This is a genomic window from Mesorhizobium sp. 8, assembly GCF_006351905.1.
Lineage (GTDB): Bacteria > Pseudomonadota > Alphaproteobacteria > Rhizobiales > Rhizobiaceae > Mesorhizobium > Mesorhizobium composti.
In genome coordinates this window covers 2,792,037-2,807,720 of the sequence record NZ_CP040914.1, presented here as the reverse complement: position 1 = coordinate 2,807,720, position 15,684 = coordinate 2,792,037, and the positions used below count along the sequence as shown (strand labels likewise).

21 protein-coding genes are annotated in these 15,684 nt (G+C 66.2%); 9 read left to right on the top strand and 12 right to left on the bottom strand.

Annotation, left to right across the window (positions count from 1 at the left end):
- Positions 1-10: 10 nt before the first annotated feature.
- From FGU64_RS13690 to FGU64_RS13680, 3 genes are all read left to right on the top strand, one after another.
- Positions 11-670, top strand: a complete 660-nt coding sequence (locus FGU64_RS13690) for a GntR family transcriptional regulator (RefSeq protein WP_139953722.1) — start codon at positions 11-13, stop codon at positions 668-670.
- Positions 671-727: 57 nt separating this feature from the next.
- Complete coding sequence (locus FGU64_RS13685) at positions 728-1,411, top strand: nitroreductase family protein (RefSeq protein ID WP_139953721.1); 684 nt, start codon at positions 728-730, stop codon at positions 1,409-1,411.
- Positions 1,412-1,512: 101 nt separating this feature from the next.
- Entirely contained in the window at positions 1,513-2,661 is a 1,149-nt protein-coding gene (locus FGU64_RS13680) for an amidohydrolase (RefSeq protein WP_136356658.1), read from the top strand.
- A 3-nt stretch (positions 2,662-2,664) separates the two neighbouring features.
- Here the strand turns inward: FGU64_RS13680 and FGU64_RS13675 are convergent, their stop codons facing one another.
- On the bottom strand, positions 2,665-4,461 hold the full coding sequence (locus tag FGU64_RS13675) for an ABC transporter transmembrane domain-containing protein (RefSeq protein WP_139953720.1): 1,797 nt from the start codon (positions 4,459-4,461) through the stop codon (positions 2,665-2,667).
- 170 nt (positions 4,462-4,631) lie between these two features.
- Between FGU64_RS13675 and rpmE the strand changes: the two genes are divergently transcribed.
- The gene (gene rpmE / locus FGU64_RS13670) at positions 4,632-4,853 is read left to right on the top strand and encodes a 50S ribosomal protein L31 (RefSeq protein WP_136356662.1); all 222 of its coding nucleotides are present in this window, start codon (positions 4,632-4,634) and stop codon (positions 4,851-4,853) included.
- Between the two features lie 79 nt (positions 4,854-4,932).
- Here rpmE and FGU64_RS13665 read toward each other — a convergent pair whose 3' ends face one another.
- A complete protein-coding gene (locus tag FGU64_RS13665) occupies positions 4,933-5,577 on the bottom strand; it encodes a TetR/AcrR family transcriptional regulator (RefSeq protein WP_139953719.1) in 645 nt (214 codons plus the stop codon).
- A gap of 87 nt (positions 5,578-5,664) precedes the next feature.
- On the opposite strand from FGU64_RS13665, the gene FGU64_RS13660 reads away from it, so the two are divergent.
- Positions 5,665-6,132 carry an anthrone oxygenase family protein gene (locus tag FGU64_RS13660; RefSeq protein ID WP_139953718.1) on the top strand — a complete coding sequence of 156 codons (468 nt, stop codon included), beginning with the start codon at positions 5,665-5,667 and terminating at the stop codon, positions 6,130-6,132.
- Between the two features lie 111 nt (positions 6,133-6,243).
- Here FGU64_RS13660 and efp read toward each other — a convergent pair whose 3' ends face one another.
- Positions 6,244-6,813 carry an elongation factor P gene (gene efp / locus FGU64_RS13655; RefSeq protein WP_139953717.1) on the bottom strand — a complete coding sequence of 190 codons (570 nt, stop codon included), beginning with the start codon at positions 6,811-6,813 and terminating at the stop codon, positions 6,244-6,246.
- Between the two features lie 87 nt (positions 6,814-6,900).
- Between efp and epmA the strand changes: the two genes are divergently transcribed.
- The gene (epmA, locus tag FGU64_RS13650; protein ID WP_139953716.1) at positions 6,901-7,944 is read left to right on the top strand and encodes an EF-P lysine aminoacylase EpmA; all 1,044 of its coding nucleotides are present in this window, start codon (positions 6,901-6,903) and stop codon (positions 7,942-7,944) included.
- 315 nt (positions 7,945-8,259) lie between these two features.
- Here epmA and FGU64_RS13645 read toward each other — a convergent pair whose 3' ends face one another.
- The 3 genes from FGU64_RS13645 to FGU64_RS13635 all read right to left on the bottom strand — a co-directional run bounded on the left by FGU64_RS13645 (position 8,260) and on the right by FGU64_RS13635 (position 9,842).
- The gene (locus FGU64_RS13645; protein WP_139953715.1) at positions 8,260-8,547 is read right to left on the bottom strand and encodes a SelT/SelW/SelH family protein; all 288 of its coding nucleotides are present in this window, start codon (positions 8,545-8,547) and stop codon (positions 8,260-8,262) included.
- Positions 8,548-8,555: 8 nt separating this feature from the next.
- A complete protein-coding gene (locus tag FGU64_RS13640; RefSeq protein ID WP_139953714.1) occupies positions 8,556-9,305 on the bottom strand; it encodes a YebC/PmpR family DNA-binding transcriptional regulator in 750 nt (249 codons plus the stop codon).
- Between the two features lie 213 nt (positions 9,306-9,518).
- Complete coding sequence (locus FGU64_RS13635; RefSeq protein WP_136356676.1) at positions 9,519-9,842, bottom strand: metalloregulator ArsR/SmtB family transcription factor; 324 nt, start codon at positions 9,840-9,842, stop codon at positions 9,519-9,521.
- A 52-nt stretch (positions 9,843-9,894) separates the two neighbouring features.
- Here FGU64_RS13635 and FGU64_RS13630 point away from each other — a divergent pair, with 52 nt between their 5' ends.
- From FGU64_RS13630 to FGU64_RS13620, 3 genes are read left to right on the top strand one after another with little or no spacing between them, the layout of a single operon-like run.
- Positions 9,895-10,371 carry an SRPBCC domain-containing protein gene (locus tag FGU64_RS13630; RefSeq protein ID WP_139953713.1) on the top strand — a complete coding sequence of 159 codons (477 nt, stop codon included), beginning with the start codon at positions 9,895-9,897 and terminating at the stop codon, positions 10,369-10,371.
- A gap of 32 nt (positions 10,372-10,403) precedes the next feature.
- Positions 10,404-10,796 (top strand): VOC family protein, encoded by a 393-nt coding sequence (locus FGU64_RS13625; protein ID WP_139953712.1) that lies wholly within the window; start codon positions 10,404-10,406, stop codon positions 10,794-10,796.
- A gap of 22 nt (positions 10,797-10,818) precedes the next feature.
- The gene (locus tag FGU64_RS13620) at positions 10,819-11,307 is read left to right on the top strand and encodes an SRPBCC family protein (protein WP_139953711.1); all 489 of its coding nucleotides are present in this window, start codon (positions 10,819-10,821) and stop codon (positions 11,305-11,307) included.
- A 15-nt stretch (positions 11,308-11,322) separates the two neighbouring features.
- Here the strand turns inward: FGU64_RS13620 and FGU64_RS13615 are convergent, their stop codons facing one another.
- The 6 genes from FGU64_RS13615 to FGU64_RS13590 form a co-directional block, all read right to left on the bottom strand.
- Positions 11,323-12,075, bottom strand: a complete 753-nt coding sequence (locus tag FGU64_RS13615; protein ID WP_180375717.1) for a TerC family protein — start codon at positions 12,073-12,075, stop codon at positions 11,323-11,325.
- Positions 12,076-12,167: 92 nt separating this feature from the next.
- Positions 12,168-12,992: a TIGR00282 family metallophosphoesterase gene (locus FGU64_RS13610; RefSeq protein ID WP_139953709.1), complete on the bottom strand. Its 825-nt coding sequence runs from the start codon at positions 12,990-12,992 to the stop codon at positions 12,168-12,170.
- A 70-nt stretch (positions 12,993-13,062) separates the two neighbouring features.
- Positions 13,063-13,647: a 5-formyltetrahydrofolate cyclo-ligase gene (locus FGU64_RS13605; protein WP_139953708.1), complete on the bottom strand. Its 585-nt coding sequence runs from the start codon at positions 13,645-13,647 to the stop codon at positions 13,063-13,065.
- Positions 13,648-13,812: 165 nt separating this feature from the next.
- Positions 13,813-14,400, bottom strand: coding sequence for a CarD family transcriptional regulator (locus FGU64_RS13600; RefSeq protein WP_136356701.1), 588 nt, complete (start codon positions 14,398-14,400; stop codon positions 13,813-13,815).
- Between the two features lie 362 nt (positions 14,401-14,762).
- On the bottom strand, positions 14,763-15,101 hold the full coding sequence (gene fdxA, locus FGU64_RS13595) for a ferredoxin FdxA (protein ID WP_136356703.1): 339 nt from the start codon (positions 15,099-15,101) through the stop codon (positions 14,763-14,765).
- A gap of 190 nt (positions 15,102-15,291) precedes the next feature.
- Positions 15,292-15,678, bottom strand: a complete 387-nt coding sequence (locus tag FGU64_RS13590; protein ID WP_139953707.1) for an RNA-binding S4 domain-containing protein — start codon at positions 15,676-15,678, stop codon at positions 15,292-15,294.
- Positions 15,679-15,684 lie beyond the last annotated feature (6 nt).

The following is a 15,684-nucleotide window of genomic DNA, read 5'->3' as shown; positions in this document are numbered from 1 at the left end:
ATGTCGCCTCGTGAGCGAGCCTGACAGCATCCCCACCGTCCACAGGATCGCCGAGGCGGTCACCGAGGCCGTGCGCGACGGCCGGCTGGCGCCGGGCCAGCGCCTGACGGAAACCGAATTCGCCGGCCGCCACGGCGTGTCGCGCTCGTCGGTGCGCGAGGCCTTCCGCCGCCTGACGGCCGACGGGCTGCTCGCCTTCGAACCCAATCGCGGCGTCACCGTGCGCATCCTTTCGCGGCGCGAGATCGACAATCTGTTCGCCGTGCGCGGCGCGCTGGAGGCGCTGGCCGTGCGGCTGTCCCTGCCTGCGTTGAAGGCGGCGCCCGAGCGGCTGCTCGCCCTGCTGGCCGAGATGGACCGCGCCGTCGCCGACAACGACATGCCGGCCTTCTCGGCGGCCAACGCGGCCTTCCACGCGCTGTTCGCCGAGGTCGCCGACAACGCCCTCCTGTCGGAAACGCTGACGCGGCTGTCCAATTCCATCTACTGGCTGCAATTCCGCATGCTGGTCGACCGCCGGCAGGTGTTCGACAGCCATGCCGAGCACCGGCGTATCGTGGCGGCCATTCTTGCGGGTGACGCGGGGGCGGCCGAGGAGGCCATGCGGACGCATGTCGATGGATCGCGAAAACTGGTCCAGCAGTTGCCCGACAGCCATTTCGCCGGATGAGGCTTGCGCCTTTGCTTATTGTCTGACAGGATTGTCGGACAATCATGGAGATGAACCATGGACGTCACCACCAGCTACCGGCCCGTGCCGCTGCCGGACTACCGCGAGCTTCCGCTTGAAGAGATGCGCGCCAATGCCGAGGCGTTCTATGCCGAGATGCGGGCGCGCCATACGGTGCGCGATTTCTCCACCCGGCCGGTGCCGCGCGACATCATCGAGACCTGCATCCTGGCCGCCGGCACCGCGCCGAACGGCGCCAACCATCAGCCTTGGCATTTCGCCGTCATCGGCGACCCGGCGATCAAGAAGCGCATCCGCGAGGCCGCCGAGATCGAGGAGCGCGCCTTCTACGAAGGCCGCGCCGGCGAGGAATGGCTGCAGGCGCTGGCGCCGCTCGGCACCGATGCCGACAAACCCTTCCTGGAAGAGGCGCCGTGGCTGATCTGCATCTTCGGCGAGCGCCGCAGCCGCTCCGCCGACGGCGTCAAGCGCAAGAACTACTACGTGCCGGAATCGGTCTCGATCGCCACCGGCCTGCTGGTCGCCGCCGTCCATCGCGCCGGGCTCGTCGCCCTCACGCATACGCCGAACCCGATGAGCTTCCTCAACGAGATCTGTGGCCGTGATCCGCACGACAAGCCCTACATCCTGATGGTGGTCGGCTATCCGAAGGACGGCGCGACCATTCCCGCGCATGCGATGGAAAAGAAGCCGCTCGCCGAGATCGCGACCTTCCTGTGAGGTGACGCGCCGCTGGACGGTCGATTTCCGGCGGCTGCATCTTTCGGCCGTTGACACGGGACAGGATGGTTGCCGACCATGGACCCGATGTGGAGGCCGCCTTGTCCCTGACCAACCAGGACCTGATCGAACTCGTCGCCTGGCGGCGCAAGCTGCACCGGCAGCCGGAGATTTCCAACGAGGAGGAGAAGACGGCCGGCGAGGTGGTCGCTTTCCTTGCCGACACCAAGCCGGACGAAGTGCTGACCGGCCTCGGCGGCCATGGCGTCGCCGCGATCTACGACAGTGGCAGGCCGGGCTCGACGGTGCTGTTCCGCTCCGAACTCGACGCCCTGCCGATCGAGGAACTGTCGGGCGTGCCGCACAGTTCTGAGGTGCCCGGCAAGTCGCATATGTGCGGCCATGACGGGCACACCGCCATTCTCGCAGCCCTCGGCCGGCAATTCGGGCGTCAGCGCCCGGCGAGCGGCCGTGTCGTCTTGATGTTCCAGCCGGCGGAGGAGACCGGCGACGGCGCCGCCGGCGTGGTGGCGGACCCGCGCTTCGCGGCCATAGCGCCGGATTTTTCCTTCTCCTTGCACAACCTGCCCGGCATCCCGTTCGGCGAGGTCAGGCTGAAGCCCGGCGTGGTGAACTGCGCCTCGCGTGGCATGCGCATCGTGCTGGAGGGCAAGACCGCGCATTCCTCGATGCCGGAGACCGGCACGTCGCCAATGCTGGCTGTGAGCCAACTGATGCCGGCGCTGGCCAAGCTCGGCGGCCGCGCCTTCAGCGACGACGATTTCGGCATGATCACCGTCACCCATGCCGAAATGGGCGAAGCGGTGTTCGGCGTCGCGCCCGGCCGCGCAGAAGTCTGGGCGACGCTGCGCACGCGGCTCGACGAGCGCATGGCTGGCCTCGTCGCCGCCGCCGAGGCGCTGGTGGGACGCGTCGCCGGCGAGCACGGCCTGACGTTCGCGGTCGACTATCACGAGATCTTCGTCGCCAGCATGAACGCGCCGTCGGCGGTCGACCATTTGCGCGCCGCGCTGGACGAGGAGGGCGTCGCGCATAGCGAGGAGGCGCTGCCGATGCGCGCCTCGGAGGATTTCGGCATTTTTGGCCGCAGCGCGCCGTCTGCGATGTTCTTCCTCGGCGCCGGCGAGCGGCATCCCGCTTTGCACAATCCCGACTATGACTTTCCGGATGACCTCATTCCGCTTGGCGCGCGAATTTTCATGCGCACGGCGCGCAATCTTTTGGGATAGATTTTATTCCGCCGCGCGGTCGAAGGCGTCGGCGCCGCTTTCGAACTGGAGCCGGGCGAGCGTGGCATAGGTGCCGCCCTTGGCGACAAGGCTCTTGTGCGTGCCTTCCTCGACGATGCGGCCATCCTCGATGACGAGGATGCGGTCGGCTTTCAACACCGTCGCGAGCCGATGGGCGATGACCAGCGTCGTGCGGCCCTGCATGAGATGCTCCAGCGCCTCCTGCACCAGCGTCTCGCTGGCGGCGTCGAGCGCCGAGGTCGCCTCGTCGAGCAACAGGATCGGTGCGTCGCGCAGGATGGCGCGGGCAATCGCGATGCGCTGGCGCTGGCCGCCCGAGAGGGTGACGCCGCGTTCGCCGACCTCGGTGGCGTAGCCGTCTGGCAGCCGGGCGATGAACTCGTCGGCGAGCGCGGCTGTCGCCGCCGCCTCGATCTCGGCATCGGAGGCGCCGGGCCGGCCGAAGCCGATGTTGTCGCGCACGCTGGCGGCGAAAATGGTCACGTCTTGCGGCACGATGGCCATGCGCCGGCGCAGATCGTGCGGATCGGTCGCGCGCACGTCGACGCCGTCGACGCGCACCGTGCCCGTCTCGGGATCGTAGAAGCGCAGCAGCAGCGAGAAGATCGTGCTCTTGCCCGCACCCGACGGGCCGACGATGGCGACCGTCTTCCCGGGCCTGACCGTGAAGGTCAGGCCGTGGACCGCCGCCCGGTCGGGCCGCGCGGGATAGGAGAAGGAGACGTTTTCGAAGGCGACGGCGCCTTGCGCTACGTCCGGCAGCTTCTGTGGATCGGCGGGGGTGGTGATTACCGGACGTTCGTCGAGGATCTCGGTCAGCCGCTCGGCCGCACCCGCGGCCTGGCTGAGCTCGCCCCACACTTCCGACAGTGCCCCCAGCGCGCCGGCGGCGAACACCGAATAGAGCAGGAACTGGCCGAGCGTGCCCGGCGACAGCGCACCCGACAAAACGTCGCGCGAGCCGAACCACAGCACCGCCACCACCGAGGAGAAGATCAGGAAGATGGCGAAGAAGGTGAGCACGGCGCGCGCCAGCACCGAAGATTTCGCCGCCGCGAAGGCGGCCTCGACGGCTGAAGCGAACCGGCCGACGACCAGTGTCTCGTTGGTGAAAGCCTGGAGCGTGCGTACGGCGCCGATCTGCTCGCTGGCATAGGCGGTGGCGTCGGCCAGCGTGTCCTGCGCCTGCCGCGACTTGCGGCGCACGGAACGGCCGAAGGCGACCAGCGGCAGCACGATCACCGGGATCGCGGCCAGCACCAGTCCCGACAGCTTCGGGCTGGTGACGACCATCATGGCGACGGCGCCGAGGCCGAGGATGATGTTGCGCAGCGCCACCGAGGCAGTCGCGCCGACGGCCGACTTGATCTGCGTGGTGTCGGCGGCGAGCCGCGAGACGATCTCGCCGGAGCGCGCGGCGTCGAAGAAGGCAGGCGACAGCGTCGTCACATGCGAGAAGACGTCGCGGCGCAGGTCGGCGACGACGCGCTCGCCGAGCGTGATGACGAAATAGTAGCGGCCGGCCGAAGCCAATGCCAGCGCCGCCGCCATCGCCACCAGCATGGAGAAGTAGCTGGCGATGAAGACGGAATCGGAGGCGGAAAAGCCGTGGTCGATCATGCGGCGCACGGCGACCGGCAGCGCCAGCGTGGTGACGGCGGCCAGCACCAGCGAGACGGCGGCGCCCGCGACGAGGCCCCTGTAGCGGCCGATATAGGGGCTCAGGCGGCGAAGCGGTCCGAGCGAACGCCTGCGGTCGTTTGCGCCGGTTTGCGCCATCGATCCTTTTCCTGACTGGCGGTCCCAAACGGGATTGTGATTCAAATCCGCCTGATGTATAGGCCGGCTGACCGTTTTGAAGCCGTGGCTTTCCATAGCTGCGGCTTCGAGTTTTAGAAAGAGGCGAGATCGACGCAGGCCGTCGCCGCCGTGCCAGCAGGACAGAACCGATGAAGGCCGATATCCATCCCGACTACCACGTCATCAAGGTCGTCATGACCAACGGCACCGAGTACGAGACGCGCTCGACCTGGGGCAAGGAAGGCGACACGCTGAACCTCGACATCGACCCCTCGACGCATCCGGCCTGGACCGGCGGCCAGCAGACCCTGCTCGACCGCGGCGGCCGCGTCACCAAGTTCAAGAACAAGTTCGCCAATCTCGGCATCTGAGCCGGACCGGACTTCGGACACAAAAAACCCGCCCTTGTGGCGGGTTTTTTGTTGGCGGCACTGCCGCCTTCTACCTGTCTCAGTCGCCCAGCAGTTCGCGCAGTGCCATGCGCTTGTAGGTTTCGACCATCGCGTCTCCCTCCTGCCTCCCGACGGAAACGGCCAGCCGCACCGCCGCCTCGCCGAGCTGCCAGACGAAGAACGCCGTCTGCCCTGCGGCCTCGCGGTCGCGGCCGGGCTGGGCTGCAAGCAGCGCCTCGACCAGAAGTGCCGCACTGGCGCGGCTGTCGGCCAGTTCCAGCGTCCGCAGCGTCCTGTCGGCCTGCGTTCCCGACCAGACGTCGCGCATGACCGGCTCGGCCAGGAAGAGCGCATAATAGGTATCGACGAGGTCGCAAAAGGCTTTCCGCAGTTCATCGGCGGTGCTGACCGGCGCCAGCGCCTCGGCGATGCAGGCCCGGCCTTCCGTGGTGATGCGCTCCGCCAGCGCGCGGATGACGGCGCTCTTGTCCGGGAAGAACTGGTAGAGCGAACCGATCGGCACGCCTGCGCGCTCCGCCACGTCCCGCATCTTCAGCGCGTCGCTGCCCTGCTCGGCGATCAGCTCGGAAGCCGCGGCCAGCATCCGCTCGACGCGTTCGCGGCTGCGCTGCTGGCTGGGCAACCGGCGCGCCTCTGCCTTTGCCTGCGCCGGCAGATGCGCGTTGACGTCGCTGTCTTCCATGGGAGCCTCGCCGCTTGACTTCCAGAATATGAGAGTTTATCACGTTTATCAAATATGAACATTACTCATATTGTGAGAAAACCAGTCATGCTCGCATCGCTGTTCGCCACCCTCACCTTGGCCGCCATCCTCGGCAGCGGGCTGATGGCCGGCTTGTTCTTCGCCTTCTCGACGGCCGTGATGGCCGCGCTCGCCCGCCTGCCGGACGGGCAGGGCGCGGCGGCGATGAACGCCGTCAATGTCGTGATCCTGAACCCGGTGTTCCTCACCGTCTTCATGGGCATGACGGTTGTCGCGCTGGCGCTCGGAGCCAGGGCCGTCCTTGGCTGGAGCCAGCCGGGATCGGCGTGGCTGCTCGCCGGCAGCGTCTGCTATCTGGTCGGGATCTTCGGCGTCACCGCCGCCTTCAACGTGCCGCTCAACGACGCGCTGGCGGCCGCGCCCGGCGATGCGCAGGTCTGGTCACGTTATCTTGCGGAATGGGTGCCGTGGAACCACGTCCGCACCCTTGCCGGCCTCGCCGCGCTGGCCTGCTTCGCCATGGCGCGGCAGTGAGGGACTAAAGCATGTCTCCCGAAAGTGGAAACCGGTTTCGGGACAAAGACATGCGAAAGACAGGAACTAAAGCGTACGGAGCGAATCTGAAAGATCGCGACACGCTTTAAGTCAGTCCTTGGCGCGCTCGACGTAGGAGCCGTCGGCGGTCATCACCACGACGCGGGTGCCGGCGGAGATGTGCGGCGGCACCGCGGTCTTGACGCCGTTCGACAGGACGGCCGGCTTGTAGGACGACGAGGCCGTCTGGCCCTTGGTCACCGGTTCGGTCTCGACCACTTCGAAGACGGCGCGCTGCGGCAGCACGATGGCGATGCCGACGCCTTCGTGTACGGACAGCGAAACCTTCATTTCTTCCTGCAGATAGGGCGCGGCGTCGCCGATCACGTCCTCGGCGACGGTGATCTGGTCGTAGGTTTCCGGGTTCATGAAGTGGAAACCTTCGGCATCGCTGTAGAGGAAGGTGTGCTCGCGGTCCTCGACATGGGCGCGCTCGACCTGTTCGGTGGTGCGGTAGCGCTCCGACACCTTCACGCCGTCGGAGATGCGGCGCATGTCGAGCTGCGTCACCGGCGTGCCCTTGCCGGGGTGGATGTTCTCGGCGAACAGGATGACATAGAGCTTGCCGTCCTTGTCGACGACGTTGCCCTTGCGGAGCGAGCTGGCAATGACCTTGACCATGAAATGTCCCGAAGCGTTCGTTGTTGCGCAGGCCCTTAGCGCATCTTAAAGCCTATCGCCAGTCTTCCCCGCAGATTCCGGATACCGATGACCGAAGCTTCCCCCTGGTGGACCCCGCATGTCCATGCCGATCGCCGCCCCCGCCTGATGGCGCGCAACCGCATCGCCGCCGCCTTGCGCGGCTGGTTCGCCGAACGCGATTTCGTCGAAGTGACGACGGCCGGCTTGCAGATCTCGCCCGGCAACGAGGCGCATCTCGCCGCCTTCGCCACCGAGGCGATCGCGACGGACGGCGCGCGAAAGCCGCTCTACCTGCACACCTCGCCGGAATTCGCCTGCAAGAAGTTGCTGGCGGCCGGCGAGAAGCGCCTGTTCTCCTTCGGGCCGGTGTGGCGCAACCGCGAGCGCGGGCCGCTGCACCATCCCGAATTCACCATGGTCGAATGGTATCGCGCCGGCGAGACCTATGAGAGCCTGATGTCGGACTGCGCCGCCTTTCTGAAGCTCGCCGCCGAGATCGCCGGTTCAAAGCGCTTCACCTTCCGGGGGCGCGAGGCCGACCCCTTCGCCGAGCCGGAACGGCTGACGGTGGCGGAAGCCTTTTCGCGCCACGCCGGCATCGACCTGCTGGCCACCGTTTCCGCCGACGGCTCGACCGATGGCGCCGCACTTCGCGCGGCGCTTGACGGCGCCGGCATCCGTAGCGCGCCGGATGATAGCTGGGCCGACCTGTTCAGCCGCGTCATGGTCGAGCGCGTCGAGCCGAATCTGGGGCAGGGCCGGGCGACCGTCCTTTGCGACTATCCCGTTTCGGAAGCGGCACTGGCGCGACCGAGCGCCCGCGACCCGCGCGTCGCCGAGCGCTTCGAGCTTTATTGCTGCGGCGTGGAACTCGCCAACGGTTTTGGCGAACTGACCGACGCCGCCGAGCAGCGCCGGCGTTTTGGCCTCGAGATGGACGAGAAGGAGCGCATCTACGGCGAGCGCTATCCGATCGACGACGATTTCCTGGCGGCATTGGCCGTCATGCCGGAAGCCAGCGGCATCGCGCTCGGCTTCGACCGGCTGGTCATGCTGGCGACGGGCGCGGCGCGTATCGACGACGTGATCTGGACGCCGGTGGCGGAGTGAGGCGGTTCGGAGACAAGCAAAAGGGCGAAGCGCCGACGCTATCCTCATCCCGCTGCCGGTTCCCTCTTAGTGCGAGGGAGGCAGGCCGCCAGCGTAGGTCCCCCTCTCCGTCTCGGCTTCGCCGAGCCACCTCTCCCCCCGTTCCGGGTGGAGAGGATAAGCCGGCCGCAAGGGCTTGACGCCCATCCTCTCCCCTACAAGGTGGGGGAGAGGTGGCGCCGCGAAGCGGCGACGGAGAGGGGGCCATGCGCCTTATGCGACTGCCCTTCCGCTCGCGTGATAAGTTGAGTAGCGAACAGCCGCGCTTACCGCACCTCAGCCATTCTTATCCGAATGCCCGAGCTCCTGCTCGGGCCACACCCGGTCGCGCACGCGGCGCTTCAGTTCGGCGGCATCGGGAAAGCCGCCGTCGCGCTTGCGCTCCCAGATCGGTTCACCGTTGCATTCGATCGCGAAGATGCCGCCGGTGCCGGGCACCAGCGCCACTTCGCCGAGGTCGGCGCCGAAGGTGGACAACAGTTCCTGGGCCATCCAGCCGGCCCGCAACAGCCATTGGCACTGCGTGCAGTAGGTGATGACGATGCGCGGCTTGTCTTCGGCCACGGAAAGCCTCAGGCCGCGCTGAGCTTGGCCAGCGTCGCCTCGTCGACCTCGAAGTTGGCGTAGACGTTCTGCACGTCGTCGTCGTCTTCCAGCGTGGCGACCAGCTTCATCAGCGACTGCGCGCGCTCTTCGTCGACGGGCACGTTGTTCTGCGGCTTCCAGATCGCCTTGACCGATTCCGCCTCGCCGAGCGCGGCTTCCAGCGCCTTTGAGACATCGCCGATGGCGTCGAAGGCGCAATAGATGGTGTGGCCTTCCTCGTCGCTCTCGACGTCGTCGGCGCCCGCCTCGATCGCCGCTTCCATCACCTTGTCGGCATCGCCGGCCGAGGCTGGGTAATAGATCTCGCCGACGCGGTCCCACATGAACGACACCGAGCCGGTTTCGCCGAGCGCCCCGCCTGCCTTGGTGAAGGCGGCGCGGACGTTGGAGGCGGAGCGGTTGCGGTTGTCGGTCAGCACCTCGACGATCAGCGCCACGCCGCCGGGGCCGTAGCCCTCGTAGCGCACTTCCTCGTAGTTCTCGGCGTCGCCGCCGGAGGCCTTGTTGATGGCGCGCTGGATGTTGTCCTTCGGCATGGATTCGGCCTTGGCCGCCTGCACGGCGAGCCTGAGGCGCGGGTTCATCGCCGGGTCGGGAGAGCCGAGCTTGGCGGCGACGGTGATCTCGCGCGCCAGCTTGGAGAAGAGCTTCGACCGCATGGCGTCCTGGCGACCCTTGCGGTGCATGATGTTCTTGAACTGTGAATGGCCGGCCATGAAACCCCTATGGTCTGTTCGCGGCTACCAAGCCGCCGAGCGTCCGCGAGGGCGCAGATAAAACAGCCTGGTATGTTGGTTGGGCAGCGGATTCTTCATGCGATCCGATGCTGGGAATGACGGGCTTATAAATAAATCGGCTCAAAACGTCCAGTCGCGGCCGTTACGCAAGTACAGCGGCCATCGCGCCCCGCCGCCGGAGACGCCTGCCGGTCAGGCTTCCATATCGGCCTTCAGCCGGTCGAGGATGCTCATGGCATGCGTTGCGTATTCGCCGATCCAGCGGTCGTGGATGCGCTTGATCGGCAATGCGTCGAGATGGTTCCAGCGCTCGCGCCCCTCGCGCCTGGCCACCACCAGTCCCGCTTCCTCCAGCACCTTGAGATGCTGCATGACCGTGCAGCGGTCCATGTCGGAAAACGTCTCGCACAGCGCGCCGGTGGTCCTCGGCCCGTCCTTCAGTTCGTCCAGCATCAAGCGCCGGCGCGGATGCGCCAAGGCCTTGAAAATGCGGTCGTCTTGCGCTTCGCTTGACATGTTATATTTTTATAACATAAGATTGTTGCAATCAAGCAAGGAGGCTGTGGATATGTCCATCGGGATCAGGGTTTCCGGCCGCATCGGCAAGCCGGCCGCAGAAGTGTTCGACGCCGTCGTCAATCCGAAGAAGCTTTCCGGCTACTTCACCACCATCAAGGGCGCCAGCGCGCCGCTGGTCGCCGACACGACGGTAACGTGGTGGGGCGAAGTCCCGGTCGAGGTCGACGAGGTGGTGCAGAACGAGCGCATCGTGCTGCGCTGGGACGCCCACGACGCCAAGCCGCCCTACAAGACCCGCATCGAGATGAATTTCGAGGCGCTCGACGACGGCGGCACCTTCATCACCATCGCCGAGACGGGCTGGCACGAGGACGAGACCGGCCGCAAGAACTCTTACATGAACTGCGAGGGCTGGTCGCAGATGCTGTCCTGCATGAAGGCCTATGTCGAATACGGCATCAACCTGCGCGACGGCTACTACCGCTCGGAGATGAAGGGCGAGAAGGCGACCCCCGATAATCTCTGAGGATTCCGGACCCGATCTGAGGGAGGATACGCATGACGACCGCGACACCGTTCCTGATGTTCGAAGGCAGGGCCGAGGAGGCGCTGAGCTTCTATTGCGAGACCGTTCCCGGCAGCCGCATCCTCGACCTGCAGCGCTACGATGCGAAGGGGCCGGGCAAGGAAGGCAGCGTCAGCATGGCGCGCGCCGAGATCGCCGGGCTGAAGGTCATGGCCTTCGACAGCCCGGTCCACCACGCCTTCACCTTCACGCCGGCGCTTTCGCTGTTCGTCGACTGCGCGTCCGAGGCCGAGCAGGAGCGGCTCGTCGCGACACTGGGCGAAGGCGGCGGAACCCTCATGCCGCTCGACAATTACGGCTTCAGCCGCCGCTTCGCCTGGGTGAACGACCGCTTTGGCGTGTCGTGGCAGATCAACCTGCCCTGAATTGGAAAGATCGGAGGAGAAAATGGAAGTCACGCAGCCACTCGTCGCCCGTGCCGCCATGCTGATCCGCCGGCCGCCGCCAGATTGCTACGAGGCCTTCGTCGACCCCGCCATCACCTCGAAATTCTGGTTCTCCGCCGGCAGCGACCGGCTGGATGCCGGCCGCCAGGTGATCTGGACCTGGGGCATGTACGGAGTCTCCTCCGCGGTCGACGTCAAGGAATTGGTGCCCGGCCATAGGATCGTCATCGACTGGGACGCCGGCACCGAACATGCCAGCATCGTCGAATGGCTGTTCGTGCCACGGGCCGACGGCGCGACCTTCGTCGATATCCGGAACCACGGCTTTACCGGAGAGCCCGACAAGCAGGTGCAGCAACTGGTCGATAGCACCGATGGCTTCTCGCTCGTCGTCGCAGGGGCCAAGGCCTGGCTGGAGCATGGCCTCAAGCTGCGGCTTGTCGAGGATCGTCACCCCGACATGCTGGTCGAGGGGTGGAAGCCTCGCTGACGGCAGTCCCGGCTTTCAGTGCCCGCCGCGTTTGGCCTTGCGGTTGCGCGCCAGCATGTTGAGTCCCTCGACCAGCGCCGAAAAGCCCATGGCGGCGTAGATGTAGCCCTTCGGCACATGGTAGCCGAAACCGTCGGCGATCAGCGTCATGCCGATCATCAGCAGGAAGCCCAGCGCCAGCATGACGATGGTCGGGTTCCTCTCGATGAAGTTGGCGAGCGGCGTCGCCGCCAGCATCATCACCGACACCGCGACGATGACGGCGATGTACATGATGGCGATCTCGTCGGTCATGCCGACCGCCGTGATGATAGAATCGATCGAGAAGACGAGGTCGAGCAGCAGGATCTGGGCGATCGCCCCGGCAAGCGAAAGCTGAAGCGTCTTGGCCAGCGACGGATCGTCATGCTCGGCCGGATCGACGGTGTGGTGGATTTCCTTGGTCGCCTTCCAGACGAGAAAGAGGCCGCCGGCGACGAGGATCATGTCGCGCCACGAGAAGCCGTGGCCAAAGGCGGTGAAGACCGGCGTGGTGAGCTGGACGATGATCGAGATCGTCGCCAAAAGGATCAGCCGCATGACGAGCGCGGCCGAGATGCCGAGGCGTCGCGCCGGCACCTGCTGATCCTTCGGCAGCTTGTTGGTGAGGATGGAGATGAAGATCAGATTGTCGATGCCGAGCACGATCTCCAGCACCACCAGCGTCAGAAGCGCGGCCCATGCGGTGGGATCGTGAACGAAGGCGAAATAGGGGCCGAGGAAATCGATTAGCGGCAATGGCGTCGTCCCGGTCAGGAGGTGGCGGCGTCAGACAGGCTTTGGTTGCCGGCAATTAGGTACGCCGCCGGAAAACTTCAAGTTCACGACCAGAAGGACGGCGCAGTTTCTTCCAGCCGCGGCCCGCGGCGGAAGGGCGCGATGCGCTCGGCCAGCCCCGTACGGTCGGAAATGTCGATGCCGACGCCGCACAGCGTCGCCGGCCCGTTGGCCGCCTCGAAGCGTCCCTTCGGCACTTTCGAGAGGAAGCGGTTCAGCGGTTCCTCCTTGTCCATGCCGAGCGAGGAGTCGTAGTCGCCGCACATGCCGGCATCGGAAATATAGGCCGTGCCGCCGTTGAGGATCTGGTGGTCGGCGGTCGGCTGGTGCGTGTGCGTGCCGACGACAAGCGAAGCGCGGCCGTCGACGAAATGGGCGAAGCACATCTTCTCGCTGGTCGCCTCGGCGTGGAAATCGATGACCACGGCGTCTGCCTGCTCGCCGAGCGGGCAGGCGGCGAGTTCGCGTTCGCCGGCATGGAAGGGATCGTCGAGTTCCGGGTGCATGAAGACGCGGCCCATGACGTTGGCGACCAGCACGCGCGCGCCGTTCTTCGCCAGGTAGACGCCCGAGCCGCGCCCCGGCGTGCCTTTCGGGAAATTGGCCGGGCGCAGGAAGCGCTCCTCGCGCGGCGCGAAGGTCAGCGCCTCGCGCTGGTCCCAGACATGGTTGCCGGTCGTCACCACGTCGGCGCCGGCGTCCAGCGTGGCGCGGAATATCTCTTCGGTGATGCCGAAGCCGCCGGCGGCGTTCTCGCCGTTGACGATGACGAAATCGAGCCGGAAATCCGAGATCAGGCCGGGCAATTGCTCCCACACCGCCGTTCGGCCCGTCTTGCCCACCATGTCGCCGAGGAAAAGAAGTCTCATGCCGTCACTCTGAAGCCAAGCCTCGCGACCTCGCCGCCGCTTGGCATAGGAGCCGCATCCCACCTTCCTTTTAGCCAGCGGAGGGGAAGCTTCGCAACCCGCTCTCCGTCAGCATTTCGGCGAGCATGACGTCGTGCGGCTCGTCCGGCACGCGCTCGACCTCCTGGCAGTCGAAGGCGACGCCGACGAGATGCGGCCTGCGGCCCTTGTCGTGCAGGCGCGCAATCGCCCGGTCGTAGTGGCCGGCGCCATAGCCCAGCCGGTGGCCGCGCCGGTCGAAGGCGGCGAGCGGCACCAGCATGATGTCGGGATCGAGCACGGCCGCCTCCGGTCCCGGCCCGGAGGTGCCGAAGCCGGTCGACACCATTTCGACGCCGCGCACCAGTTCGCGAAAGACGATGGTCTCGCGGTCGAGCACGACAGGCAGGCAGAGTCGCGCGCCCTGGTCGGCAAGTGCGGCCATCAGCGGGCGCAGGTCGACCTCCGAGCGGATCGGCAGGAAGCCGGAAACCACCGGACCATGGCTGAGGTCGATCGCCGGCGCATGCTCGGCCATGGCGAGCGAGGCTTCAATGCGCCAGGCCGGATCGAGCGCATCGCGGCGGCCGAGCGCTTCCATGCGCAGATGTTTTTTCAGGTCTTTCAGGGAGGTCATGATGTTCTCGCCGTGCTCGCTGTGTCGGTTTCCACCATGCCGCGATCCGCGGTTGTTCCGCAACGGTGGCGCGCTTCATCGATGCCACGCCATTCCTCGATCCTAAAAAGCAAAAGACCCGGCGCTTCGGCCGGGTCTTTCAAACTCGCTGCGGACAGGAAACCTTTACGCGGCTTCTTCCTGCTCGGTTTCCTCGTTGTCGGCCTTGGCGCCGCGCTTGGGACCCTTGTTCAGGTTGACCTCGATGAGGCGCACGGCCTCGGTCTCCGACATGCGGTTGACGGCTGCGATCTCGCGCGCCATGCGGTCGAGCGCGGCCTCGTAGAGCTGCCGTTCGGAATAGGACTGCTCCGGCTGGTTGTCGGCGCGGTAGAGGTCGCGCACGACTTCCGAGATGGAGATCAGGTCGCCGGAATTGATCTTGGCATCGTATTCCTGCGCGCGGCGCGACCACATGGTGCGCTTGACACGGGCGCGGCCCTGCACGACCTTCAGCGCGCGGTCGACGTAATCGGTCTCGGAAAGCTTGCGCATGCCGATGGAGGTCGCCTTGGCGACCGGCACCTTGAGGCGCATCTTGTCCTTCTGGAAGTCGATGACGAACAGTTCCAGCTTCATGCCCGCCACTTCCTGCTCGTCGATGGAGACGATCTGGCCGACGCCGTGGGCGGGGTAGACGATGAACTCGCCGGTCTTGAAGCCGTGGCGGACGGCCGATGCTGCGGACTTCTTCTGCGGGGTTGCTGTTGCCATTACGCCCTGAACTCCTTGTTGTGGCGCCGGCGGGGCTGCCGACTGAACTCAAGCGGGCCGGTTTCGTTCCGGCCTTGCCGCATGACAGGTGTGTTCCGGGGAAGACAGGGCCGGCATGTTGCAAGGCAACGGCCTGACCCAGATCACTCTGGCCCGGACTCTGAAACCCACCTTTCAGTGATTAGGCGTTGGCGCCATCAATCGACGTGTGTCACCGGCATGATGGCTATAGGTAGCACAAAAAGTCGGAAGAATCAAGAATTTGCTGCATGCGCGAAGAGCGGACGGGCGGATCGTCGGCAAAACGACCAGCCCGCCGCCGTGGTGACGTTGCGTCAATTCGGCGCCTGCACGGCGCCCCGTCAGTCGCCGCCGCCGGGCTCGGGCGAAAAGTATTTCTCGAACTTGCCTTCCTCGCCGTCGAACTGCTTGGCGTCCGCCGGCGCGTCCTTCTTGGTGGCGATGTTGGGCCACTTGTCGGCGTATTCGGCGTTGACCTGGAGCCATTTGTCGAGGCCGCCGTCGGTGTCGGGCTTGATCGCGTCTGCCGGGCATTCCGGCTCGCACACGCCGCAGTCGATGCACTCGTCGGGATGGATGACGAGCATGTTCTCGCCTTCGTAGAAGCAATCGACCGGACAGACCTCGACGCAGTCCATGTACTTGCACTTGATGCAGTTGTCGGTCACGACATAGGTCATGGGTCGGCTCCGGAACGCCGTCTTTTCAATGTTTTCGGCGGTGAGGTAACGTCTTTGCCGGCGCCTTGCAAGGCCGTGTCTCGTCGCAGGCGCGGCCCAGCCGCGAATGGTTTTTGCGCCAGAACCGCGCTGGGACCTCCCGAACGGGATCGCGAAAAGCGTGCCGGAGCGCTTTACCGGGAAGAGGCGGTCACTCGTCGCCGATGAGACGGTCGGTCTGCCGGCGCTCCTTCTTCGTCGGCCGGCCGCTGCCCGCCTCGCGGATCGGCGCGACCGCATCCGGCAGGGCGGGGTCGTGCGCGGCGGGCGCCGGCGAGATATCCTCGTAGAGGGTGCGCGCCTCCTCGGCGGGGCCGCGCCGGATGCCGGGCGCCAGCACCTTCCAGACGAGGATGCGCCGGTCGAGCGCGATGGTGAGCACGTCGCCGGCCTTGACCGTGTCGGAAGCCTGCGCCGCTTTGTCGCGATTGACGCGCACGCGCCCGGCGACGACCAGCTTGGCTGCCAGCGAGCGCGATTTCACCGCACGGGCGAAGACCAGCCATTTGTCGATGCGCTGGCGGCCCTCGGCGACCATGCCGTC

What these genes read in the sequence shown, in the direction of transcription:
- FGU64_RS13685 (WP_139953721.1), top strand. Translation starts at nt 728, where the DNA reads ATGGACGTCACCACCAGCTACCGGCCCGTGCCGCTGCCGGACTACCGC.
- FGU64_RS13675 (WP_139953720.1), bottom strand. Translation starts at nt 4,461, where the DNA reads ATGGCGCAAACCGGCGCAAACGACCGCAGGCGTTCGCTCGGACCGCTT.
- rpmE (WP_136356662.1), top strand. Translation starts at nt 4,632, where the DNA reads ATGAAGGCCGATATCCATCCCGACTACCACGTCATCAAGGTCGTCATG.
- FGU64_RS13665 (WP_139953719.1), bottom strand. Translation starts at nt 5,577, where the DNA reads ATGGAAGACAGCGACGTCAACGCGCATCTGCCGGCGCAGGCAAAGGCA.
- FGU64_RS13660 (WP_139953718.1), top strand. Translation starts at nt 5,665, where the DNA reads ATGCTCGCATCGCTGTTCGCCACCCTCACCTTGGCCGCCATCCTCGGC.
- efp (WP_139953717.1), bottom strand. Translation starts at nt 6,813, where the DNA reads ATGGTCAAGGTCATTGCCAGCTCGCTCCGCAAGGGCAACGTCGTCGAC.
- epmA (WP_139953716.1), top strand. Translation starts at nt 6,901, where the DNA reads ATGACCGAAGCTTCCCCCTGGTGGACCCCGCATGTCCATGCCGATCGC.
- FGU64_RS13640 (WP_139953714.1), bottom strand. Translation starts at nt 9,305, where the DNA reads ATGGCCGGCCATTCACAGTTCAAGAACATCATGCACCGCAAGGGTCGC.
- FGU64_RS13635 (WP_136356676.1), bottom strand. Translation starts at nt 9,842, where the DNA reads ATGTCAAGCGAAGCGCAAGACGACCGCATTTTCAAGGCCTTGGCGCAT.
- FGU64_RS13630 (WP_139953713.1), top strand. Translation starts at nt 9,895, where the DNA reads ATGTCCATCGGGATCAGGGTTTCCGGCCGCATCGGCAAGCCGGCCGCA.
- FGU64_RS13625 (WP_139953712.1), top strand. Translation starts at nt 10,404, where the DNA reads ATGACGACCGCGACACCGTTCCTGATGTTCGAAGGCAGGGCCGAGGAG.
- FGU64_RS13620 (WP_139953711.1), top strand. Translation starts at nt 10,819, where the DNA reads ATGGAAGTCACGCAGCCACTCGTCGCCCGTGCCGCCATGCTGATCCGC.
- FGU64_RS13610 (WP_139953709.1), bottom strand. Translation starts at nt 12,992, where the DNA reads ATGAGACTTCTTTTCCTCGGCGACATGGTGGGCAAGACGGGCCGAACG.
- FGU64_RS13605 (WP_139953708.1), bottom strand. Translation starts at nt 13,647, where the DNA reads ATGACCTCCCTGAAAGACCTGAAAAAACATCTGCGCATGGAAGCGCTC.
- FGU64_RS13600 (WP_136356701.1), bottom strand. Translation starts at nt 14,400, where the DNA reads ATGGCAACAGCAACCCCGCAGAAGAAGTCCGCAGCATCGGCCGTCCGC.
- fdxA (WP_136356703.1), bottom strand. Translation starts at nt 15,101, where the DNA reads ATGACCTATGTCGTGACCGACAACTGCATCAAGTGCAAGTACATGGAC.
- FGU64_RS13590 (WP_139953707.1), bottom strand. Translation starts at nt 15,678, where the DNA reads ATGGTCGCCGAGGGCCGCCAGCGCATCGACAAATGGCTGGTCTTCGCC.